Consider the following 23,776-nt stretch of genomic DNA (forward strand, 5'->3'; position numbering starts at 1 on the left):
CGTTGTTGTCCTGGTGGAGCCGTAGGGTGGTGCCCTCGTGCCGTTGGTCGCTCGGGAGGGGCAGGGGGCCGGTGAGCGGGAAGAAGGGCAAGCCTGCCCGGAAGCAGAAGAAGGCCGGGCGGGGCCGACCGGGGAACGACTTCCGGGGCGGCGGCTTCGGCGGCCCGGTGCAGGGTGGCGGCACGCAGAACATCACGTAAAACGCGATGTCCGCGCCCAGTGCCCCAAGGGCTCTGGACTCCCTGCCGCCCGTGCCACCGGAGTTCACGGGCCGCGAGCAGGAGACTGACGCGCTGCTTGCGCTTCTGAACCCGGACGCCGTCGCCTCGACGCCGTCCGCCGCCGTGGTGTCCGGCCTGCCCGGCGTCGGCAAGACCACGGTGGCCGTCGCCGCAGGGCGAAGGGCTCAGGACAACGGCTGGTTCGCGGGCACCCAGTTCATCGACCTGCGCGGCTACGACCAGTCCCCCACCGAGCCGGCCCAGGCCCTGGACGCCCTGCTGCGCTCTCTCGGCGTCGAGCCCGCGTACATCCCGCCGACCCTGGAGGAACGCCAGGCCCTCTACCGCTCCCGCCTGGCCGCCCTCGCCGCCGAGGGCCACCGGCTCCTCATCGTGGCCGACAACGCCTCGGCCCCCGGCCAGATATCCCCGCTCCTCCCGGGAACGCCCCACCACCGGGTCCTGGTCGCCTCCCGGCACACGCTCACCGGCCTGGGGGACCGCATTGTGCAGCTCCGCGCGCTGGAGCCGGAAGCGGCCGTCGATCTGCTGCGACAGGCCCTTCACGTGGCAGACCCCGAGGACCGCCGGATCGAGGAGGAACCGGAAGCGGCCCTCGCCCTCGCCGCTGCCTGCGGTTACCTGCCGCTGGCACTGCACATCGCCGCAGCCCTGCTGATCGGCGCGCCCGGCCAGGCGATGGCCGAGCGCGCCGCCCAATTGACCTCCATGGACAGCAACCGACTCGTAGGGCTGGACGACGGCGCTCGCACCGTCCGCTCGGTCTTCGACCAGTTGTTGCACCGCCTCCCGCCACAGCAGGCAGACCTCTTCCGCCTTCTCAGCCTCAACCCGGGCCCCAGCATCTCCACCAAGGCGGCCTCGCTCCTCGCCGACCGGACCGAGCACGAAACCCGGATGCTGCTGGACGCCCTTGTCCGCGCCCACCTCATCGAGCCCGCTGACGTGCGGGACCGCTGGCAGATGCACGACCTGCTGCGCGACTACGCGGCGGAACAGGCCAAGGCCCACGCGGAGCGCGGGCGGGACATCCGCCGCCGCTACGCGCAGGCGCGGGACCGGTTGATGAGGTACTACGTGCGCAGGGCGGGAGCGGGCGCCAAGTCGCTGAAGATCTACGGGGCAGGCGGAGAGCCTGCCGACCTGGAAGGGGCGCTGAAGTGGTTCGATGCCGAACGCCCCACGCTGATCGCCGCCGTCCACGCCGGCCGGGCTACCAACGGATGTCGGGCGGCCGGCCTCGCCCTTGACCTCGGCCGCTACCTCAACCTCCGCCTGCGCCACGACGAGTTCCGCAGCGTCAGCGCGGTCGCCCACGACATCTACCGGGATCTCCGGATGCCCCTGGGGCAGGGATCCGCCCTCGTCCTCCTCAGCATCGCTCTCAATGAGCTGCGCCGCCACGACGAGGCGCTTGAGGCCGCACGAGAGGCCCACGACATCTGCGCGGGCATCGGCGACCGGGAGGGCCAGGCCGATGCCCTCACCACCGCCAGCAACGCCTGGAAGGAGTTGCGTCGCCACGACCAAGCGCTCAAGACCGCCCAGCGCGCGCACGACATCCACCAGGACATCGGGGACCACCGAGGCCGCGCGATCAGCCTTCACTCCCTCAGCATCATCTTCAGCGAACTGGGGCGCTATGCCGAGGCACTCGATGCTGCGCGGGACGCCCACCAGCTCGTCAAGGGCCACACAGACCCACAGGGGCAGGGAATCGTCCAGTACGACATCGGCGTCGCGCTCCAGGGACAGGGGCGACTGGACGAGGCGGAGAAGTACGTCGCGTCGGCCAGCCGAATCCTGACCGAGCTCAACGATGCCTTCCGGACCGGGATGGCATACAGGAGGCTCGCGCAGATCCGGGCGGCGGCCGGCGCGGACCGCGACCAAGTCGTCGCCGCCTGGCACCAAGCCGCCACCGCCTACGCCAAAGCCGGCGCCGAGCCGGAGGCCGAAGCCGCGCGGCAGAGCGCCGACGAGGCCGCCCGGGGCTAGTCCTCCACCACGTCCCTCCGCCCCGTCCGGGCCGCCTGGTCGGCCGGCTTGACCGCCGGGTGGTGGAGGTCGAAGGCCGGGGATTCGGAGCGGATGCGGGGGAGGGTGGTGAAGTTGTGGCGGGGCGGGGGGCAGGAGGTGGCCCATTCCAGGGAGCGGCCGAAGCCCCAGGGGTCGTCCTCGGGGGTGGCGGGGGCGTGGCGGGCGGTGTGCCAGACGTTGTAGAGGAAGGGGAGGGTGGACAGGCCGAGTAGAAAGGCGGCGATCGAGGAAATCGTGTTCAGGGTGGTGAAGCCGTCCGCGGCCAGGTAGTCGGCGTAGCGGCGCGGCATGCCCTCCGCGCCCAGCCAGTGGTGGACGAGGAACGTGCCGTGGAAGCCGATGAAGAGGGTCCAGAAGTGGATCTTCCCCAGGCGCTCGTCCAGGCGGCGGCCGGTGAACTTCGGCCACCAGAAGTGGAAGCCGGCGAACATCGCGAAGACGACCGTCCCGAAGACCACGTAGTGGAAGTGGGCGACCACGAAGTAGGAGTCGGTGACGTGGAAGTCCAGCGGAGGGGAGGCCAGCAGCACGCCGGTCAGCCCGCCGAAGAGGAAGGTGACCAGGAAGCCGACGGACCACAGCATCGGCGTCTCGAAGGACAGCGAGCCGCGCCACATCGTGCCGATCCAGTTGAAGAACTTCACGCCCGTGGGCACCGCGATGAGGAACGACAGCAGCGAGAAGAACGGCAGCAGCACCGCCCCGGTGGCGAACATGTGGTGCGCCCACACCGTCATCGACAGGCCGGTGATGGCGATGGTCGCGCCGACCAGGCCCAGGTAGCCGAAGATCGGCTTGCGGCTGAAGACGGGGATGATCTCGGTGACGATGCCGAAGAACGGCAGCGCGATGATGTAGACCTCGGGGTGCCCGAAGAACCAGAAGAGGTGCTGCCACAGCAGCGCCCCGCCGTTGGCCGCGTCGAAGATGTGGGAGCCGAACGTCCGGTCCGAGGCGAGCGCGAACAGCGCGGCGGCCAGCACGGGGAAGGCCAGCAGCACCAGGACGCTGGTGAGCAGGATGTTCCAGGTGAAGATCGGCATCCGGAACATCGTCATCCCGGGGGCGCGCATGCAGACGATGGTGGTGACGAAGTTGACCGCGCCCACGATGGTGCCGAAGCCGGACAGGCCCAGGCCCATCACCCACATGTCGGGGCCGATGCCGGGCGAGTACGCCTCGGAGTTGAGCGGGGCGTAGGCGAACCAGCCGAAGTCCGCGGCGCCCTGCGGGGTGAGCAGGGAGCCGATGACCAGCAGGCCGCCGAAGAGGTAGAGCCAGTACGCCAGGCCGTTGAGCCGGGGGAAGGCCACGTCCGGGGCGCCGATCTGGAGCGGCATGATCCAGTTGGCGAAGCCGGCGAAGAGGGGCGTCGCGAAGAGCAGCATCATGATCGTGCCGTGCATCGTGAACGCCTGGTTGTACTGCTCGGCGGAGAGCACCTGCATGCCGGGGCGGGCGAGTTCGGCCCGCATCACGAGGGCGAGGGCGCCGCCGGCCAGGAAGAAGAGGAAGGACGTGATCAGGTACAGGGACCCGATCTGCTTATGGTCGGTGGTGGTCAGCCAGGAGACGACGACCGCCCCCGGGCGGCGGGGCCGGGGCGGCGGGGCCGGGCTGGCGGCGGGCCGCTGCCGGGTCAGGAGCGCCATGACGGGTCCTCTCGGCGGGGAGGTGGGCGGCCCCGTTTGTACCGCCGCCGGGGGTGCGGCGAGCCGGAATGCCTCGATCGTGGGCGCGGCATCCCCCGGCAAGTGCGCTCGGCGGGGCGTCAGCCGCGGGCGCCGTTCTCCACGACGTGGGCCAGGCGCTTGGTCATGCAGCGGTGGCGGGCCTGGAGGACCAGTTCGCTGACGACGGTGTGGAGGCGCCCGCCGGGGCCGGTCAGGGGGTGCTCGTCGAGGGTGACGAGGGCGTGCTCCCCCCAGGGGCGGACCTCGATGCTGATGCGGGCCGAGCCCAGCGCCCGGGTACAGGCCTCCAGTTCGAGGCGGCGGCCGGGACGGTGGTCGCGCACCACCGTGCGCCCGCGCAGCTCCCAGGGGCCGGCCCTGATGACGTAGGCGATGGCCGTGCCGATCTGCGGCCAGCGCTCGTCCAGGGGCCGGGAGGCGTGCGTTCCCACGACCCACTCCGCGTAGCGGCGGCCGTCGCACAGCACGGCCCAGACCTCCTCGGGAGGCCGGCGGATCAGGACGGGGCGAACGGCCATGGTCACTCCCTCCTTCGGCCGTCCCGGTGCGTCAGCCGGGGCAGGCGGGGCGCCCGGAGCGCCGCGCGGGCCGCGTTCGCGCCGCACGCGCCGTGGACGCCGCCGCCGGGGTGGGCGGAGGCCGAGGCCAGGTAGAGCCCGGCCACGGGCGTCTCGGGGCGGCCCAGACCGGGCGTCGGCCGGAAGATCAACTGCTGGTGAACGGCCGCGGTGCCGCCGTTGAGGGCCCCGCGCACCAGGCTGGGGTTGAGGGCCTGGAGGTCCTCGGGCGCCAGGACGCGCCGGTCGCGGATGGTGGCGCGAAAGCCCGGCGCGCGGCGTTCCACGGCCTCCTCAAGACGGTCGGCGAGGCGTTCGCCGGGCTCCCGGGAGCCGTCGCGCGGCAGGTGCGTGTACGCCCACGCGGCCTCCGTGTCCGCCGGGGAACGCCCGGGGTCGGCGGTGGTCATCTGGCCGAGCACGCCGCAGGGGTCCTGCGGGATCGCGCCGGTGGCGAGGTCGGCGGTGTAGCGGGTGAGGTGATCGACGGAGTCGGCCAGGTGGACCGTTCCGGCCGCGGCGGCCTCCTCGGCCGCCCACGGGATCGGCCGGGCCAGGGCCCAGTCGACCTTGAGGGTCGGGTAGTCCCACTGGAAGCGGCGCAGGTCGGAGCGCAGGCGGGCGGGCAGGTGCCGCCAGTCCACGAGGCCGCCGTAGAGGGCGGGGGCCGGGACGTCGGCGAGGACGGCGCGGCGGGCGCGGACGGCCTCTCCTCCCGCGGTGCGCACGCCCAGGGCCCGGCCGCGGGCCACGACCACGCCGGACACGGGCGTCGCGCAGCGCACCTCGCCGCCGCGGTCGGCCAGCCGGCGCACCAGCGCGGAGGTCAGGGCCCCGGCGCCGCCGGCGGGCACGGGCCAGCCGTGGCGCTGGCCGAGCATCACCATCAGCCAGCCGAACGCGCCGCTGCCGGGCGACTCGGGGAAGAGGTCGGCGTGCAGGCCGCAGCCGGTGAGCAGCGCGGGCCCGGCCGGGCCGGTGAACTCCTCCTCGCCGAGCCGCCGGGCGGGCAGGGTGAGGGTGCGCAGCAGCCGCAGGCCGCCGGCGGCGCGCGTCCGGGCCAGCAGGCCGGGCAGCGCGCGGACGGGCGGGAAGGGGCCGAGCAGCGCGTCGAACAGGTCCTCGCCGACCCGGTCCCAGCGGGCGAGCATCCGCAGGTAGGCGTCGCCGTCGCCGGGGGCGAACGCCTCCAGTCCGGCCGCGGTGCGCTCGGGGTCGTGGTGCAGGACGGCGCAGCGGCCGTCGGGGAGGGGGTGGGCCAGGACGGCGGGAGCGTGGCGCCAGTCCAGTCCCCAGCGTTCCAGGCCGAGGCCGCGCATCACGGGCGAGGCGGCGGCCAGGGGGTAGAAGGAGCTGAACAGGTCGGTGACGTACTCGGGGTGGACGCCGCGGTCGCTGCGGACGGCGCCGCCGGGCTCGTCGGCGGCCTCCAGGACGAGGACGCGCCAGCCGGCGTCGGCGAGCAGGTTGGCGGCGACCAGGCCGTTGGGGCCGGCTCCGATCACGACGGCGTCGGCGTCGGCGTCGGCGTGGGTCGGGGGCGGGGGTGCGGGAGGGGGCGGGCTCATGGGGGGTCTCCGGGTCCGGCCAGGAGGGCCGCCGCGGCCTCGGTCGCGGAGTGGGCCGGGCGCCAGTCCAGCTCGCGGCGGGCGCGGCCGGTGTCCATCAGGGGGCAGGCGAGCACGGCGTCGAGCAGGCCGGGCGGGGTGGACAGCAGGCGCAGCCGCCAGGCCGCGTCCACGGCCGCGCGCACGGGCCGGTAGGGGACGCGGACGGCGCGCGCCCCGGTCAGGGCGGCCAGCTCCCTTGCGTCGAGGGGTGGTTCGGCGGCGAGGTTGAACGCCCCGCGCACCGGCCGCAGCGCGCAGCGGGTCAGGGCAACGGCCGCGTCCTCGGCGTGCAGGGCCTGGAAGCGCAGGCCGGGAACGTCCGGCAGCAGGGGCGGGGCGTGCACCGCGCCGTGGGCGGGGACCAACGGGCCGCCGAAGAGCCGTCGTTGGCGGGCGGCGGAGTAGCGCGAGAGGACCAGGGCGGGCCGCGGGCGCACCACGCGGACCTCCGGGTGGCGCTGCTCGAAGGCGTCCAACAGCCGTTCGGCGTAGGTCTTCTCGCGGCAGTAGGCGGCGGTGGGGGTGCCGTGGGTGGGCCAGTCCTCGGTCACCCGGCGGCCCTTGGGGGCGGGCGCGTAGGCGACCACGGAGGAGGCGTGCACCAGGGCGGGCACGCCCGCCGCCGCCACGGCCTCGAACACCCGCTCGCTGCCGAGGACGTTGGTGCGCCAGGTGACCTCGGGCCGGCGGGCGGGCTGGAAGAGGCAGGCGAGGTGGATCACCGCGTCCGCCCCGGCGAAGCGGGCGGCCAGGTCGGCCGTGCTGTCGCGGGTGATGTCGGCAGGGGCCCAGGAGGCGCCGGGCGGCATCCCGGGCGGGCGCCGGCGGGCCAGGCCCAGCACCTGGCCGGCCCGGCCGTCCGCCGCCCCCGACGCGGCGGTCAGCCGGCGCACCACGGCGCTGCCCAGCGTTCCCGTGGCGCCCACGACCACGACCCGTGGCCCGGGCCCGTCCGCCGTGTTCAGGCCAGCTCCGAATAGCCGAAGAGGTCGGCGTAGCCGGAGGGAAGCTGACTGAGCAGCTTATTCATCTCGCCGCCGGCGACCGTCTCGGAAATGACCGAGAAAACGACACGGGTATCGGTCTCCGCCGTTTCAAGATCCTCGTCGGCGCGGTCGGCGACCTGGTTGATGAATTCCTGCACGCCCCAGGAACGGCCGGTGTCGTCGGCGCTTTCGAGGATGTCGGCCAGCGGCGTGGGCAACTGGTCGGCCAGGTGCTCCGCGGAGGCCGGCGGCAGCCGGTCGCTCAGCGTGGCGAAGACCGCCTCGACGATGCGTTCCGCCTCGTCGGCGGCGTATTCGCCCCGGTCGCGGACGGTCGCGAGAAAGGTGTCATAGGCCACGGGTATCGCTCTTTCTTCGGAGGTCTTCCTCGGACTCGTGCGGGGCCTTCGGCCCTCCGGCGGCGGGTATCCGCCCGGGGCGGGGGAAAACCTCGCCCGGCCCTCCCGAGATGTGGCCTGCGCGCTTTGCGGGCAGACTGGGACGAGCGGCCTCTTCCTGTGGCGAGCAGCGGAATCGCACGCCCACCCTCAGCTGGGAGAGCACCATGAATACACCTGCACGACCCCGTAAGAAACGCCATCCGCACGACGACGCCCCGGATACCAGCAGGCAATTCCAGCGCATCGCGGAATTGCCTCCCTGCCCCGAGCGGGACCAGCTGTGCCGGGACGTGATCTGCGCGTGGATCCCGATGGCCGACCGCCTGGCCCGCACCTTCCGCGACCGCGGCGAGGCGCTGGAGGACCTGGAGCAGGTCGCCGCGCTCGGACTGGTGAAGGCCGTGCACCGGTACGACCCGAGCCGCGGCCGGCCGTTCGAGAGCTACGCCGTGCCGACCATCGTCGGCGAGGTGAAGCGCCACTTCCGGGACCACATGTGGGGCCTGCACGTGCCGCGCCGGACCCAGGAGCTGCGCAACCGGGTACGGGCCGCCGCCCGCCAGCTCAGCTACCGGCTGGACGACCGCGGGCCGAGCGTCGAGCAGATCGCCTCGCACAGCGGGCTGACGGAGGACGAGGTGCGCACCGGGATGGAGGCGCTGGAGAGCTTCAGCACCCTGTCGTTGAACGCCGAACTTCCCGGCGCGGACGGCGACTACTCGCTGCTGGACACGCTGGGCGAGCACGAGCCGGGGTTCGACCGGGTGGTGGACCGCGAGTCGGTCAAGAGCCCGCTGCGGGCGCTGCCGGAGCGGGAGCGGCAGATCCTCTACCTGCGGTTCTTCCACGGGATGACGCAGAGCAGGATCGCCGAGCAGCTGGGCATCTCGCAGATGCACGTCTCGCGGCTGCTCAGCCGGGCCTGCGAGCGGATCAGGGCCGAGGTCGACGGCGACGGCGGGCCGGAGGGCGAGCCGGAGCGCGTCGACGGCGGCGCCGAGGCCGGGGGCTGCGTGGACGGGCGGCCGGTCAGGCCGGGCGCCCCCTCCCCCGCCCCGGACGCCACGAAGCACTCCCTGGACCGGGCCACGGGCCCGGCCGCCCGGCCCGCGCCGGCCCGGCGCGCTGCCTGAGGCGGGAGCCGCGCCGTGTGCCCGCACCACTTCGCGCCCCCGGCTACGGCCCCCACCGCGTCCGAGGCCCGCGCGCTCCCGCGCGCGGTCCTCGGCGGTGGCGCGATGCGCTGGGCGCGCGGCCTGCCCGGGCGGGCCGTCCGCCTGGGGCGCGAGCTGCGCTCGCTGCTCCTTCGGGCCGGTACCCGCCCGGCGGCCCTGCTGCGACCCCGCCCCGGGGCAACGCCATGGGCGCGCGCCGTCGGTCACCTGCGGCGCGCGGCGGGCAGGCCACGCCCTGCCGCCCGGCCGGCGTCACCCGCCCCACCCCCGACTCCCTGACCCGGCACCGGATGGCCATGCGCGGGCTCGCCCCTCGCGGCCCATGACGCGCTCGCCCGGCCGGGCACCCGTACGGCGACCGCTGGCCCCGCCGGCCCCGGGCCCAGGCCCGTCCCGCACTCGCCCGGGCACCTGTACGGCAACACGCCGGGCCCGCCGGGCCCAAGCGCGTCACGCGCTCGCGCGGCCCGCCCACACGGTGCCTCGCCTCCGCGCCCAGGACTGCGGCTCCTTGTCGCGCCGTCCGCCGTCCCCCGCGTCGTCGCGTCCCCGGCCGGCGGCCACGCCCGCGCGGCGCGCGCGGGTGGCGCGCGCGGGTGGCGGGCGCCAGGAGGCCCGCAGCCGTCCCGCCGCCGGCAAGCAGGCCCTCGCCGCCGCGCGGGAGGGCGGGCCCGTGGCCCGTCGTGCGCCGGCGCCCGGCTACGGCGTCTTCGCTCCTGCCACGAACAGGCGAGCTGCGCCGAGCCCAGGGCCCCGTCGGGCTCCGCGCCCGCCAGGCAGGCCGCGCGCCCAGCGCATCAAGCTCCTCGCCCCCGCGCGGGATGGCAGGCCCGTCGCCCGCCGGCCCCCCGCGTCGTCTCAGCCCCCGGCCAGGGGGGTCGCCCCCGCCGCGTCCAGGACGGCCTCGGCCGCGCGGCGGGGGCCCGGGTGGCGGGTGTAGGAGTCGCGCAGGCGGGTGGCCGCCGTGCGGTAGCGCGGGTCGTGCAGGACCTCGGTGACCGCGGCGTGGAGCCGCTTCGGGCCCGGCTTCCACGTCTTGAGGAAGACGCCCGCGCCCGACCGGCGGACGCGGTTGTTGGCCTCCGTGCGGTTGTCGCACACGCCGGTGGCCACCAGCGGGACGCCGTGGGCGAGGGACTGCTGCACGCTGTCGTAGCCCCCGTTGGTGACCGTCAGGTCGGTCAGCGGCAGCACCTCGGCGGGCGGCAGGGCGGGGGCGAGGCGCAGGTTGGCGGGCCGGCGGGCGGCGGGCAGCACGTCCTCGGGGGCGCGGTCCCCCGTCGCGGCCAGCAGCAGCACGTTCTCGCCGCCGAGCGCGGTGACGGCGGGGTGGAGCAGCGTGGCGGGGTCGGAGGTCGGGCCGTCCTGGGTCAGCAGCACCACGGGCGTTCCGGCCGCGCGGGCCCGCTCGACGTCCGGCCACCAGGCCGGCGGGGCCCACCCCTCGGGCGTCTCGGGGAGGGCGGGGCCGACGAACTCGACGACCGATGGGAGGTCGGCGTGCGGGTACTCGAACTCCGGGATCGTCATGACCAGGTAGCGGTCGGCGAGCCGGACCGGCCAGTTGGTGAAGAAGGCGTCGACCTCCGGCGCGCCCAGGCCCGCGAGCGAGCGCCGCAGGGCCCGGTGCACGTCGCGGAAGATGACGTTGGCCACCAGCCACATCAGGCCCCGGTCACGCAGGCGGCCGAGCGGAGAGGCGGCGGGGTACAGGCCGGCCCCGGGCGGCGGGGCGCCGGCGCCGGCCAGGGGCAGCGGGCCGGCGGCGAGGAGGACGGTCGCGATCCCCCGGGCGTGGGCCAGGACCGGCGCGGCCAGCAGGCTGTAGTCCGCCAGCACGACATCCGGCCGGAAATCGTCGAGCACGGGCGCGATATCCTTCACGTGCCCCGGGATGGATTCGACAAAGGCCGGCAGGATCACGCTCTTGAATTTCGGCACGCCGGCTTTGCGTTCGTCAATGGTCCGCAGCACGGCCACGTTCTCGTCGAAGTCCACATGCGGCGCGATCGACGTGAACGAGGCGCCGGTGGCGGTGATCTCCTCCTCGAATGTCCGCCCGCAGCGCCACAGCACCTCGTGGCCCCTTCTCGCGAGTTCCCGGGCGATCGGCAGCACGGGGCGGACATGGGTGGTGATCGGCATCGTCGCCAGGAAGATCCGGGTCATGGGTGGGGTCCCTTCCGGGCGGATGACGCCGGGGATTCGGCGCGCTGCGGGCCTCTCGATGCTAGTGGCGGGGCGGGCGCCGCGAATCCCCTACCGCTGACGGACATCCCCTAGACGGCACGCTAGGGGTCGGCTAGGGGATGACCCGCCGCCCGGGCCGGCGACGCGGCGGCGAACGCCCGTGAGCGGCGCTCCTGGTCTCCGTTCGCGGCCGGCGGGGGCGTCAACGCCGGGCCACAAGAAGGTATATATCGACCCATTCCCGCCCCTGGGGTGGGGCAAGGGGGCGGGTTGACGGCGTCCACCCCGGCCATTAGTTTGGGAGTGCCAACGCGACATCGTCCGCGGCGGCCGCGATGTGTCCCGTCGAGCGGCCGATCCGCGCCGCTCCCCTGTCTGCTGTCTGCTCCATCCCGGCGTGACAAATCATCAGGTGGCATCTCTATGTTCACACGGCTGGGCCGCTTCGCCCATGTACGCAGGCACGTCTTATTGACCCCTGAATGCCTGCCGGTGACACCCGATAATGTCCGGAACGGCACGCCCTTCCACGCCATGGGCAAGCGGGGCCGGACCGGCACCTGCCGCGATGAGAGCTCTTCCGCGGATGCGGGCGACGACGGGGATTTTCGCGCCATCGCCGCCTGCGACCCACCGTCCCGCTCCGCCGGCCTGCGCCGCGGAGCTCCTCCCGTCGGGCTGAATTCCCCCGGTTCAGCCCGCGGTTGAGCCTCGCCGCCCGGCGCCGGGCGGCGAGGCTCGGCACCCGCCGGCAGGCGGGATTTTGTCTCCTCTTGGGCGCGATTTCACCGAGAGGAAACATGACCTCGGGGGAATTCTTGCACACTTCAGAATGCTTGCCACATCGCCGAATCTCACCCAGGCTGGAGCGGCAAATACAGGCAGGGCTCCAGCGACGGTGCGGACGCTGCAGACCCACATCACGGAACGCAGTATTCCGAATCTGACGCTGACCACGTGAGACACGCACTTTAGGGGGAAAACATGATTCTCGTTGATCGTGATCAAGATGTTCATGTCCTGTGCGAAGCGTATACGGCCTGTCAGAGCGGCTGGGGACAACTCGTCGTCGTCAACGGAGGTGTGGCCTGCGGCAAGACCGAACTGGTCCGCACCTTCGCCGAACAGGCGGTGAACGACGGGGCGATGCTCCTCAGCGCCACCGGCTCCCAGGCCGAGCAGTCGCTGCCCTTCGGCCTGCTGCGGCAGCTCTTCAGAGGCGTCGAGCCGTTCCGGCTGCCGAATTTATCAGCCAAGTCCCCCGGCGCCACGGCCGATTCGGCCAGCATCGACAGCGACTACGCCGGGATGCTCGACGAACTCTGCGGTGACCTGGTCCTGCTGGCCAGGCGGCGTCCCGTGGTGATCGTCGTCGACGACATCCAGTTCGCCGACAAGCCCTCGCTGCGCGCCCTGCTCTACCTGCAGCGACGGCTCCAGACCTCCCGCGTCCTGCTCGTCTTCGCCGAGTGGACGCTGCCCAACCCCACGTACGACCTCTTCCGCTCGGAGCTCGTGCGCCCGCTGCAGACCGTTCACCTCCAGCTCGCCCCGCTCTCCCGCGCCGGCATCACCGAACTGCTCGACCGGGCGCTCGGCCCGGAGATGGCGGAGCTGCTGGCGGAGGAGTGCCACGCCCTCAGCGGCGGCAACCCGCTGCTGGTCAAGGCGCTGGTCGACGACCAGCGCGCGGTCCGTCACCGCAGCGCGACCCCGCTGACCGACGGCACGATGGCGGTCAGCCAGCAGTTCGCGCGCGCCGTGGTCGCCTGCGTCCGCCGGTGGGGCCCGCTGCCGTTCGCCGTGGCCTGCGGGCTCGGCGTCCTGGTGGGCCGGCCCGGCGGCGAGCTGCTGGGCGACCTGCTGGGTCTCGACCCGGGCGACGTGCAGGGTGCGATAGAGGTGCTGGAGACCTCCGGACTGGTGAAGGACGGCCAGCTGCGTCACGCCCGCGTCAGAGGCGCCGTGCTGGACAATCTCCCCGCCTCCGAACGGGCCGCCCTGCACCTGCGGGCGGCCCTTCTGCTTCACCGCCGCGACGCCAGGGCCGCGGACATCGGCGTCCACCTCGTGGCCGCCGAGCAGCTGGGCACCGAGGTGAACGGGCCGTGGGCGGTCACCGTCCTGCGCGAGGCGGCCCACGACCACCTGGCGCACGGGCGGGCCGAAGCCGCGATCCCGCTGCTCGAACTCGCCGTCCGCGCCAGCGCCGACGAGACCGAGCGGGCCGAGATCCTGAGCCAGCTGATGCAGGTGGAGTGGGCCCACCGCCCCTCCACGGCCGCCCGTCACCTCAAGGCCCTGGAGGCGGCCTGGCTGGCCGGGACCCTCTCCCAGGAGGACGGGTTCCGCCTGGCCAAGTGGCTGCTGTGGTACGGCCACATGGACCGGCTGCGCGAGGTGCTGGCCACCGGCGCCGCCGTGGCCTGCGGCGCCACGGCCACCGCCGGCAACTTCGACCTGGCGGTCGCGTGGTTCCGCTCCGTGTGCCCGCAGGCGGGCCAGGGCATCGCCCGGGTGCCGGCCCAGCGGCCCCGGGAGGTGGCGCGCAGCCCCCTGTCCACGGCGGTCGGCCTGCTCGACCGCCTCCGCTCCGGCGGGCCGCGCGAGGAGATCGCCGCGGCGGCAACCCGCGTGCTGGGCAACGCCCCGCTCGGCGAGGAGACCCTGGACGTCCAGATGGCCGCCCTGTTCACGCTCTTCCACGTGGACGCCGACCAGCAGGCCGAGGAGCTGTGCCGGGCGAAGCTGGCCGAGGCCACCGGCCGGAACGCCGCGACCTGGCGGGGGCTCATCGGCGCGGTCTACGCGCTGGCCCTGCTGCGCCGCGGCGACATGTCGGGCGCCGCCCGGGAGGCCCAGGCCGCCCACGGCCTGTTCGTCCCCCAGGGCTGGGGCATCGGCATCGGCCTGCCGCTGGCGGTGCGGGTGGGCGTGGCGACCCGCACCGGCAAGTACGAGGACGCGTCCAGGCTGCTGCGCCTGCCCGTGCCCGAGGCCATGTTCCAGAGCCTGTTCGGCCTCTTCTACCTCTACGAAAGGGGCCTGTTCAACCTGGTCCTGGACCAACTGCACGCCGCCATGGCCGACTTCGCGCGCTGCGGGGAGCTGCTGCGCGGCTGGAACCTGGATCTCCAGGCGCTGATCCCCTGGCGGCTCGGCGCGGCCAGGACCCAGCTCGCCGTCGGCAACCGGCAGGCGGCCCGCGCGCTGGTGGAGGAGCAGCTCACCAACGCGCCCGTGGGCGGCGGCCGCACCCGGGGGATGCACCTGCGCGTCCTCGCCGCGGCCTCCCCGCCGGAGCGGCGCCTGGGCCTGCTGACGGAGGCGGTGGAGCTGCTGACCGCCAGCGGCGACCAGTTCGAGCTGTCGGGCGCGCTGCGGCAGCTCAGCCAGGCCCTGGAGGCCCAGGGCGACTTCGGCGCCGCCCGCGCCACCGGCGAACGCGCGGCGCAGCTCGCCCGGCAGTCCGGCGCGGAGTGGTCGGCCCCCGACCCCCTCTCCATCGGCACGCTCGACGCGGTGGCCTCGGTGGGCCGGCAGCTCTCCGCGCCGGTGTGGCAGGTCAGCGAGCTGAGCGAGGCGGAGCGACGCGTCGCCGGGCTGGCGGCCGTGGGCCTGACCAACCGGGAGATCGGCGCCAAGCTGTACATCACCGTGAGCACGGTGGAGCAGCACCTGACCCGGGTCTACCGGAAGCTGCGCGTCAACCGGCGCACGGACCTGCCGGCCGACCTCGACCAGTACGCGCCCGTCGGGCTCCAGGCGGCGGGCTCGTCCGCCGCGGAGCGCGTCCAGGACCGCGGCAGAGGACGGTGATCCGGCTCGCCGCAACCTCGATCAACGCGCGTTGAACCGCTCCCCCACCAGGGGCGGTTCGACGCGCGCCGCCCGACGACCGCTCAACGGCCGTCCGGCCCGCCGCCTTTCCGGACCCCCTATGACTCCCGCCGCCCCCTACCCTAATTCCGGTAATGCGCTAGGGGCTTGCCGCTCTCTCAGCCGCTCCCTAGGGTTTTGCGCGTCGTACGGTATTTCGCACGTACGGTTCCGCGAACCGACCGCGACTCGTGAGGAAAAAGGGCCCATGACCCGAATTCTCTTTGCGGCAATTCCCATCACCGGCCCTGTGCGTCCGGCTGAAACGCTTCCGGGACACGTCCCGTCGACCTCCGTGGAGCGGTCATGACGATCACGACGGCGCCGGCGGTCGAGGCGTTCGACCGGGCGCTGGGCGACCCCGGGGAGCCCGACGGCGTCTTCTCCTACGCCCGGTGCAACGAGCTGGACAAGGCCGAGGCCTTCCCCGACGAGATCTGCGCGCTCCTCAACGCCCAGGGTCTGCAACGCCATTACGTCCCCGAGGAGTACGGCGGCGCACTCGGCGAGGTCCCGGTCGTGCTGGAGCTGCTGCGTGCGGTCGCGCGCCGCGACCTGACGATGGCCATCGGCCACTCCAAAACGTTCCTCGGCGCGGTCGGCGCCTGGGTCTCGCCGACCGACCCGGCCAGCCAGGAGATGGCCCGGCAGGTGCTGGAGGGCGCCGCCATCAGCTCCGGCCTGACCGAGCAGGCCCACGGCAGCGACCTCGTCTCGGGCCAGGTGCGGGCCGAGGAGGTGCCCGGGGGCTTCCGGCTGACGGGCGAGAAGTGGGCGATCAACAACGCCACCCGCTGCCGCACCATCGCGGTCCTCGCCCGCACCGGCGACGGCCCCCGGGGCTTCGACGTCCTGATGGTGGACAAGACGGCCCTGGCCCCGGAGAGCTTCCGGTGCCTGCCGAAGTTCCGCACCCACGGCATCCGCGGCGCCAACATCAGCGGCATCGTCTTCGACAACGCCTTCCTCCCCGCCGAGGCCCGGCTGGGGCGCCCCCGTACGGGCCTGGAGACGATGCTGAAGGGGCTTCAGCTCAGCCGGACGCTGTGTTCGGCCCTGTCCCTGGGCCCCGGCGAGCACGCCCTGCGGCTGGTCCTGGAGGGCCCCGGGCCGGGGGCACCTCCCAGCGGCAGCGGGGGGAGGACCGGCGGGGCGGAGCGGCCCGAGGAGGCGCGCACCCTCGCCGACGCGGGCGCGGACCACCTGCTCAACGAGGCCGCCGCGCAGGTGGGTTGCCGCGGCATCCACACCTTCCCGCAGGAGACGGGGGTGGTCTCGGCGGTCCTGAAGTACCTGCTGCCCACCCGCGCCGACCGCATGATCGCGGACCTGGGCAGGCTCCTGGGCACCCGGGCGCGGCTGGTGGACGGCGACCTCGACGGGCGTTTCCAGAAGCTGGCCCGCGACCACCGCGTGGTCGGCCTCTTCGACGGCAACACCCTGGTCAACCTGAACATGCTGGTGAACGAGTTCGCCACCCTCGCCCGCCACGCGGAGGCGCCCTACGACGAGGAGGCGCTGCGCACCGCTGCGGACCCCGGGCGCCCGCTGCCGCCCCTGAACCTGGCGGCCCTGCGGCTGACGACCCGGGCCGGCAGCAGCGTGCTGCGCGCCCTGCCCGACCTCGCCGCCGCCGTCGCGGGCACCCCCGCCGGGCCGTTGGCCGCGCGCCTGCTGGGGCAGTACCGGCGGCTGGTGGCCGAGCTGGCCGAGCACCGGCACCCCGGCCTGAAGGTCCCGCGCCACGTCTTCGCCCAGGCCGACCGCCTGACGCTGTGCTGGGCCGGGGCGGCCGTCCTCGCCGTCGCCGCCCACGCCGCCCCGCCCGAGGGCGACCCGCTGTGGGCGGACGGGCTGTGGCAGCGCGCCGCGCTGGGCCGCGTCCTGGCCGCGCTGGGCGAGCCCGCCGAGCGGCCCGCCGGGCAGGACCAGGAGCTGGTCCGCGCCCTGCGCGACCGCCTGGAGAGCGGCCGTTCGCTGACCCTGATGCCGCACCGCGTCGCCGAGGGAGTGACCCGATGACCACGCACCCGACGCCGGCCGCGGCGCCCGGAGACGACCTGGAGTCCCGCCTGGGGGACCCGTTCGACGAGGACAACCCCGTGGGCTTCGCGGCCGTGGTGGCCGCCGACGAGCGGGCCGAGCCCCTGGAGGCAGGCGAACGCCTGCTGGACGCCTGGCAGTTCAACCACGAGCTGGTGCCCCGCTCCCTGGGCGGCCGGTGGGGCGGTACCGACGCGCTGACGCGCCGGCTGCGCCCCGTCTTCCGCCGCGACCCGGCGCTCGGGCTGGGCTACGGCGTCGCCTCGCTGACGGGCGCGGCCACCGTGTGGGCCGCGGGCTCCGCCGCCCAGCGCCTGGCCACCGCCGACGCCCTGCTGGCCGGCGAGCGGATCGCCGCCGCGTTCCACGAACCCCACCACGGCAACGGCCTCCCGGGCGCCGGGTTCACCGCCCGCGCCGACGGGGACGGGCTGATCCTGTCGGGTGCCGAGGAGGTGATCGCCAACGTCGAACGGGCCTCCTCCCTGGTCCTGTTGGCCCATGGCGAGGACGCTCCCGGCGCCGACTCCGTCTCGGCGCTGCTGGTCTCCCAGCGGGACCTGAAGGGCTCGGCGCGCCACCTCCCCCGGTTCGCCACCTCGGGGCTGCGGGCCTGCCCCTTCGGCGGCATCGAGGTCGACGCCGCCCCGGTCGGGCCCGAGGCCCTGGTGGGCGCCCCCGGCCAGGGCCTGGAGGCCGCGCTGCGGGCGTGCCAGGTCACCCGGGCGGTGCTGCCGGGCCTGGCGGTCGGCGTGCTGGACACCGCGCTGCACCTGACCCACGACTTTGCCGCGGACCGGGTGCTCTACGGCCTCCACGTCAGCGAGCTGCCGCACGCGCGGGCCACCCTGGCGGCGGCCTTCACGGACGTGCTGATCGCCGACAGCCTGGCGACGGCCGTCAGCCGCCAGCTCCACCTGGCGCCCGGGGCCGCCTCCGCGCCGGCCGCCGCCGTGGGGTACCTGGTCCCCCTGCTGCTGGAGGAGGCGCTGCACGAGCTGTCGATCGTTCTCGGCGCCCGGTCCTACCTGCGGACGGGGCGTCACGCGGCGTTCAGCAAGTTCTACAGCGACCTGCCGCTGCTGGGCCTCGCGGGCCTCGGGCCCGCCCCGGGCCTGCTGACGATCCTGCCGCAACTCCCCTCACTGGCCCGGGACTCCTGGTCGGCCGCGGAGCCGCCGGCCGGGCTGTTCGACACCTCCGCCGAGCTGCCCGGGCTGGACGTCAGCCGGCTGTCCGTCACCGGCGTGGCCCCCGACCCGCTGATGGGCACCCTGGCCGGGGTTCCCGCGGGCGAGGGCCCCGAGGGGCTGCCGGCGGCGGACCTGGCCGGACTGCGCGAGGAGTGCCTGCGGCTCTCCCCGGCGGAGCTGGGCCCGGAGGCCGGCCCCGAGTCCTTCGCGCTGGCCCGGCGCTACGCCGTGCTGCTCGCGGCGGCGGCCTGCGTCGGAACGCACGGGTCGGGCACCGGCTTCCTGGGCGAACGCCCGTGGCTGGCCGCCGCGCTGACCCGGCTGGCCGGGCGGCTGGGGCACGGCGACGGCCTGCTGACCGAGGAGCTGGCCGAGCCGCTGTTCGAGGAGCTGACCGCCCGCGTGGACCAGCGCCTGTCCTGCGACCTGGCGCGCACCCCGGTCTTCCGCTGAGGCGGACCCGTAAGGACGGACAGGGAAAGGCGATCCGCCCCCCGGCCACGGCATCCAGTGCCGGGCCGGGGGGCGGCTGCGCGGGGCGGGGGCGGGACGGCGGCGCGCGGCTCAGACCGTCTCGCCGGCCACCCGGCCGGCCTCCGCCCCGGCGCCGCGGGGCGGCAGCCCGGCGCGCCGGTAGATGGCGTCGATGGCGGCCATCGCGGGCACGAACTGCTCGGGCCCCGAGCGCAGGGGCTCGCCGCCGGTGACGGCGCGGGCGAAGGCGCGGAGCTGGCAGGCGTAGGTGCTGGGCTGCTTGACGACGCGCTCGCGGGTGCGGCGGCCCCCGGCCGTGACGGTGATCCGGTGGAACATCTGCGGGCCCAGCGGGTTGAGGACCGTCAGCCGTCCGGCCGTTCCCTCCACCAGGCAGCGGCTGGCCAGCGGCGGCCAGCCCCACATGGTGGCGACGATCCGCCCGGTCGCGCCGCCGGCGAACCGCAGCCGGGCGTCGACGCGGCGGTCCACGTCCTTGGTGCGGACGGGGGCCAGGGCGCCCTCGACGTCCTTGAGCGCGGCCTCCTCCTCGCCGCCCGCGCCGACGTAGCTGCGCAGGAGCGCCAGGGCGTACACGCCCAGGTCCATCAGCGCGCCGCCGCCCAGCTCGTAGCTCCAGCGGATGTCCTTGGCGGAGGGGATGGGGAAGGCGACGTGGGCCTCGGCGTGGCGGATCTCCCCGATGGTGCCGGCGGCCAGCAGCTCCCGGACGCGGTCGTTCAGCGGGTGGTAGAGGGGGTGCATGGCCTCGCAGACGATGCGGCCGGTCTCCTCGGCGGCGCGGGCCAGTTGGCGGGCCTCGTTCTCGTTGGAGGTGACCGGCTTCTCGACCAGCACGTGCTTGCCGGCCCGCAGCGCCCGTTCGCCCCAGGTGGCGTGCAGGGCGTTCGGCAGGGCCACGTAGACGGCGTCGAGTTCCGGGTCCGCGAGCAGCGCGTCGTAGCTGTCGTGGACGCGGGGGATGCCGAGGCGGGCGGCGTGCTCGCGTGCCCGCGCGGGGTCGCGGGCGGCCAGGGCGGCCACCGTCACCTCGGGCACCTCGCGGGCGGGCTCCGTCAGCGCCGTCTTCACGACGCGGGCGGCGCCGAGCACGCCGATCCGCACCGTGGGCCCGGTCGTTCCGCCGGGCCCGTCCTCAGCGCGGTCCGTCACAGTCGTCTCCCGTCCGCCCGCTAGAGCGCGTCGTGGATGGCGTGGCCGACGCGCAGGGCGTTGGCGGCGATGGTGAGGCTGGGGTTGATGCCGCCGCTGGACGGCATCATCGAGGCGTCGACCACGTAGAGGTTGTCCAGGCCCCAGGCCCGGTTGTCGGGGTCGAGCACGCTGGTGCGCGGGTCGTCGCCGAAGCGGCAGGTGCCGCACTGGTGGCCCAGGGCGGTGTTCATGTCGATGCCGGAGACGTGGACCGGGGGCAGCAGCGAGCCGGTGTAGCGGCCGAGGGCGGACCTCACGCGGCGGTGGAACCTGCGGTGCCGGGCGCGGTCCTGGTCGCTGACCTTGTACTGGAGTTGCAGCAGGGGGCCGCGCGGGCCGCTGCCGTCGGCCGGCAGGACGCGGTTCTCGGCGCGGGGCAGGTCCTCCATGATGGCGGCCAGCACGATGAACCGGTCCTGCATCATCGTGCGCCAGGGGCGGCGCGCGAGGCCGTGCAGGGGTCCGAGCAGGCGGCGGCCCTCGCGGCTGTAGTTCATCAGGAACTCGTAGGGCGGGATGTGGCCCATCGACTGGAGGGTGCCGTACTTGTCGCCGTCGGCCAGGTAGAAGTCGTTGACGCTGACCTCCTTGGTCTGGCCGGGGACGGACTTCTTCACGGGGGTGCGGAAGAGGTAGACGTCCATGAAGTGGCGCATCAGGTTGCGGCCGACCAGGTCGTTGTCGTTGGCCAGGCCGCCTGGCCAGTCCTCGGAGCGGGAGTTGAGCAGCAGCACGGGGGTCTGGAGCGCGCCGCCCGCGACGACGATCACCCGGCCGCGGAAGGTGTGGGTCTGCCCGTCCCGCCGGGCGACGACGCCGGTCACGCGGGTGCGGGTGGCCTCCACGCGGACCGCGGTGGTCCGGTCCAGGACGGTGGCGCCCAGCTCCTGGACGGCAGGGGTGACGCAGACGTTGCCGGCGTGGTTCTTGCAGGCCCGGGCGCACAGGAAGGTCTCGCAGGTGGCGCACTCCGGGCGGTACTCGCAGGCGACGTGCAGGCCGTAGGGGTGCAGGCCGCGCCCGCTGAGGAATTCGGCCAGGGCGGCGTTGCGGGCGGTGACGGGGCCGGGCGGCAGCAGGGTGTCGGTGTCGTCCTCGGGCCGCAGGGGGTCGGCGGTGCCGCGCACGCGGTAGAGGCGTTCGGCCCGCTGGTACCAGGGGACCATCTCCTCGTACTTCACCGGCCACGCCTCGGGCACGGTGGAGTCGCCGACGTCCGCGAAGTTGCCGCGGGGGGTGAAGTCCTCGCGGAAGAGCCGCTCGGTGACCATGCCGTAGAGGGCGGACGAGCCGCCGAGGCCGGAGCCGCTGATCGGCTGGAAGCGCTTCGGCTTCCTCCCCGGCGTGCTGTCCTCGTACCAGGCGGAGCTGCGCCCGGCGCGGGCCAGGCGGTCGGCGTGCTCCTCGTCGGTGAGGCGGGCGAGGTCGAAGGTCTGCTCGGCGTAGCTGCCGGTGATGGCGCCGGAGGCCGGGTCGACGTCGGTGATGCCCTTCTCCAGGAAGAGCACCCGTCTTCCCAGGCGGGCGAGTTCGTGGCCGAGGGTCCCGCCGCCCATGCCGGTGCCGACGACGACGGCGTCCCAGGTGACGCTCGCCAGGCGCGCGGCGGTGTCCTCCGCGTCGTCGGCGCTTCTCGCACTCTCGAGGGCGCTCATGCCGGACGGCCGTTCTCGCCGGTGGAGGTGGTCACGGGGGCGCCGGCCACTTCGAGGATCACCTCGGTGGCACGGGGCGCGCCGGGGTAGCGCTGGTAGGCGGCCTTCAACCGCTGGGCGCGCTCCCGGTACCGGCTCTCGGTGAGGATCTTGTTGACGGCCGCGCGGATGCGCTTCGCGCTGGGGGTGGAGGTGTTCAGGGACAGGCCCGCGCCGGAGTACGCCACGCGCTGGCCGACCTCCATCTTGTCCTCGCTGCGGCCGGCGGTCACCAGGGGGACGCCGTAGTGCAGGGACATCTGAACGCCGGCCCAGCCGCCGTTGGTGACCATCACGTCGGTCAGCGGCAGGAGTTCGGTGTAAGGGATGAACCGCTCCAGGCGCAGGTTGGGCGGCAGGGCGGCCAGGGCGCTCTCGGGAAGGCCCTCGGGGGCGGTGGCTACCACCAGGGCGTCGGAGCCGGCCAGGGCCTCGATGGCGGGCAGGATGAGCTGCCGGGTGTCGGTGGAGGCCGTCCCCTGGGTCAGCAGCACGACGGGGCGGCCGTCGCGGCGGGCGTCGTGCACCTCCGACCACCAGTCGGGGGGCGTCCAGTCGTCGACGCCGGTGGGCAGCATGGGACCGACGAACTCCACGGTCTCCGGGAGGTCGCTGCGGGGGTACTCGATCTCCGGGACGGCGGAGACCAGCAGGCGGTCGGCGAGCCGGACGGGCCAGTCGGTGAGGAAGACGTCCAGGGGCGGGAAGCCGGCGGCGGTGGAGGCCCGGCGCATCGCCTGCTGCACGTCGCGGAAGAGGACGCGGCTGGTGAGGAAGTGCAGGCCGCGGTTGCGCAGCCGGCCCAGCGCCGAGGAGGAGGGGAGCATCCCGGTGCCGGCGGGGGCCGTGTCGACGCTGGAGATGGACAGCGGGCCCACGACGTACGCCACGCTGCGGATCCCCTGCTGGCGGGCGAATATCGGGCCGGCGTAGAAGCAGTCGTCCACGACGATGACGTCGGGGCGGAATTCCTTGGCGACGGCGCCGAGGTCCCTCACGTAGTGAGGAATCGGCTCGATGAAGAGCTCGCGGACGATTCTCTTGAGCCCGCCGATGCCGTTCCGGTTTCCCGTCATCTCGTGAAGCACGTCGCCGTCGAAACCGAGGCCGTTGGGAACGTATGTCGCGCCGACGCGGCTCACCAGCGGCTCGAACTTCCGGCCGGTGTACCAGGCGACCTCGTGGCCGGCGTTCACCAGGTCACGCGCGACCGGAAGACCCGGGCGGACATGGCCGGCGATGGAGAGTGTCGCAAAGAGAATACGGGTCATGGGCCCTTCGTTCCTCAAGAGGCGCCGACGGGTTCGCGGAAGCGCATGTGGCGGAAACTCCGTACGCCGTGAGACCCTAGGCAGCGGCCGGGACGGCGGCAAGCCCCTAGGAATTCCGTAGGGGGGAATAGGGGTAATAGGGGTCTGGGGGAGGAGTACAACCCTCGCTAGTCTCCCGGGGAAAGGGTTTGTTACGTCCTTTTTAACGAGGGGGTAGAAGAGAGTGGCTCTGCGGGAGTTAGACTCGCTGCTGAGGCGGATCGGGCACAGGGGGCCGGTGACGGCCGACACGGCGACGTTCATCGCGCTGTTCGGCGCCTGGCGGCGCACGGTGACGTACGAAAACCTCGACATTCAGCTCGGCGGGAAGATGGACCTCGACCCCGCGGCGCTCTTCGACAAGATCGTGCGGCGGCGGCGCGGCGGCGTGTGCCTGGAGCAGAACGCCGTCCTGGCCAGGCTGCTGCGCCTGGCCGGCTTCGCGGTGACGATGGTCGAGGCCGGGGTGATGGTCGCCGAGCGCGGCGACTCGGAGTGGGGCAACCACTGCGCGCTGGTGGTGGACGTCGAAGGGCAGCGCTGGTTCGCGGACGCGGCCATGGGGGACGGCTTCGTCGAGCCGCTGCCGCTGCGCGAGGGGCCGCACGCGCAGGAGGGGGTGGTCTTCCGCCTGGAGCTGCTGGACGCGGCCCCGGAGACGGAGACCTGGCGCTTCCGCCACCACCCCGAGGGAGGCATCGCCTCCACCGACTTCCGGCTCCAGCCGCGCGAGATCAGCGACTTCCTCGACCTCGGGGACTGGGCGAGCACCTCCCCCGACTCGCCCTTCTTCTCCACCCTCATCGTGGCGCGGCCCGTGGACGGGGGCCACTCGGTGCTGCTCTCGCGCACGCTGCGGCGGTTGGGCGGAGGGAGCGGCGGGGCGCCGAGGACGATCGGCAGCGCGGAGGAGTTCGCCGCCACGCTCGCGGAACGCTTCCGGATCCCGCTGGACGATCTGGGGCCTGGCGCGGTGGAGCGGCTGTGGGAGCGGGCCGGCGTGCAGGACGACCTGTGGAAGGACCGCTCCCGCCGCAACGGCGCGTGATCGCCTCCCGCACGGGACCCCTATT

General features: G+C 74.1%; 14 protein-coding genes and 1 pseudogene. 6 read left to right on the top strand and 9 right to left on the bottom strand.

All coding sequences use genetic code 11. The features are described 5' to 3' along the window. Positions 1–206: 206 nt before the first annotated feature. Positions 207–2,240, top strand: a complete 2,034-nt coding sequence (locus tag RM780_RS18080; protein ID WP_311631793.1) for a tetratricopeptide repeat protein — start codon at positions 207–209, stop codon at positions 2,238–2,240. Here the strand turns inward: RM780_RS18080 and ctaD are convergent. The 5 genes from ctaD to RM780_RS18105 form a co-directional block, all read right to left on the bottom strand. Beyond that, positions 2,237–3,934, bottom strand: coding sequence for an aa3-type cytochrome oxidase subunit I (ctaD, locus tag RM780_RS18085; RefSeq protein WP_311631794.1), 1,698 nt, complete (start codon positions 3,932–3,934; stop codon positions 2,237–2,239). The genes RM780_RS18080 and ctaD overlap by 4 nt on opposite strands. Before the next feature lie 119 nt (positions 3,935–4,053). Beyond that, entirely contained in the window at positions 4,054–4,494 is a 441-nt protein-coding gene (locus tag RM780_RS18090; protein ID WP_311631795.1) for an SRPBCC family protein, read from the bottom strand. Positions 4,495–4,496: 2 nt separating this feature from the next. Beyond that, positions 4,497–6,101, bottom strand: coding sequence for a phytoene desaturase family protein (locus RM780_RS18095; RefSeq protein WP_311631796.1), 1,605 nt, complete (start codon positions 6,099–6,101; stop codon positions 4,497–4,499). Further along, positions 6,098–7,069, bottom strand: coding sequence for an NAD-dependent epimerase/dehydratase family protein (locus tag RM780_RS18100; RefSeq protein WP_311631797.1), 972 nt, complete (start codon positions 7,067–7,069; stop codon positions 6,098–6,100). Before RM780_RS18100 ends, RM780_RS18095 begins: the two co-directional genes overlap by 4 nt. 35 nt (positions 7,070–7,104) lie before the next feature. Then, positions 7,105–7,488 carry a DUF2267 domain-containing protein gene (locus RM780_RS18105; protein ID WP_311631799.1) on the bottom strand — a complete coding sequence of 128 codons (384 nt, stop codon included), beginning with the start codon at positions 7,486–7,488 and terminating at the stop codon, positions 7,105–7,107. Positions 7,489–7,694: 206 nt separating this feature from the next. Between RM780_RS18105 and RM780_RS18110 the strand changes: the two are divergent. After that, positions 7,695–8,486, top strand: a pseudogene (locus tag RM780_RS18110) (SigB/SigF/SigG family RNA polymerase sigma factor); the annotation flags it as partial. A gap of 1,077 nt (positions 8,487–9,563) precedes the next feature. Here the strand turns inward: RM780_RS18110 and RM780_RS18115 are convergent. Continuing rightward, the gene (locus tag RM780_RS18115; RefSeq protein WP_311631800.1) at positions 9,564–10,874 is read right to left on the bottom strand and encodes a glycosyltransferase; all 1,311 of its coding nucleotides are present in this window, start codon (positions 10,872–10,874) and stop codon (positions 9,564–9,566) included. A gap of 1,005 nt (positions 10,875–11,879) precedes the next feature. Between RM780_RS18115 and RM780_RS18120 the strand changes: the two genes are divergently transcribed. The 3 genes from RM780_RS18120 (at position 11,880) to RM780_RS18130 (ending at position 18,463) form a co-directional block, all read left to right on the top strand. Further along, positions 11,880–14,714: an AAA family ATPase gene (locus RM780_RS18120; protein WP_311631801.1), complete on the top strand. Its 2,835-nt coding sequence runs from the start codon at positions 11,880–11,882 to the stop codon at positions 14,712–14,714. Positions 14,715–15,080: 366 nt separating this feature from the next. Further along, entirely contained in the window at positions 15,081–16,796 is a 1,716-nt protein-coding gene (locus RM780_RS18125) for an acyl-CoA dehydrogenase family protein (protein ID WP_311631802.1), read from the top strand. After that, entirely contained in the window at positions 16,793–18,463 is a 1,671-nt protein-coding gene (locus RM780_RS18130) for an acyl-CoA dehydrogenase family protein (protein WP_311631803.1), read from the top strand. Before RM780_RS18125 ends, RM780_RS18130 begins: the two co-directional genes overlap by 4 nt. Before the next feature lie 111 nt (positions 18,464–18,574). On the opposite strand, the gene RM780_RS18135 is transcribed toward RM780_RS18130, so the two are convergent. From RM780_RS18135 to RM780_RS18145, 3 genes are read right to left on the bottom strand one after another with little or no spacing between them, the layout of a single operon-like run. Further along, positions 18,575–19,657 carry a Gfo/Idh/MocA family protein gene (locus tag RM780_RS18135; protein WP_311631804.1) on the bottom strand — a complete coding sequence of 361 codons (1,083 nt, stop codon included), beginning with the start codon at positions 19,655–19,657 and terminating at the stop codon, positions 18,575–18,577. A 20-nt stretch (positions 19,658–19,677) separates the two neighbouring features. Further along, complete coding sequence (locus RM780_RS18140) at positions 19,678–21,354, bottom strand: GMC family oxidoreductase (protein WP_311631805.1); 1,677 nt, start codon at positions 21,352–21,354, stop codon at positions 19,678–19,680. After that, a complete protein-coding gene (locus RM780_RS18145; RefSeq protein WP_311631806.1) occupies positions 21,351–22,664 on the bottom strand; it encodes a glycosyltransferase in 1,314 nt (437 codons plus the stop codon). The genes RM780_RS18140 and RM780_RS18145 overlap by 4 nt, the downstream gene beginning before the upstream one ends. 277 nt (positions 22,665–22,941) lie before the next feature. Between RM780_RS18145 and RM780_RS18150 the strand changes: the two genes are divergently transcribed. Further along, a complete protein-coding gene (locus RM780_RS18150; RefSeq protein WP_311631807.1) occupies positions 22,942–23,751 on the top strand; it encodes an arylamine N-acetyltransferase family protein in 810 nt (269 codons plus the stop codon). Positions 23,752–23,776: the final 25 nt, after the last annotated feature.

It is taken from the genome of Streptomyces boetiae (assembly GCF_031845405.1).
Classification (GTDB): Bacteria; Actinomycetota; Actinomycetes; order Streptomycetales; family Streptomycetaceae; genus Streptomyces; species Streptomyces boetiae.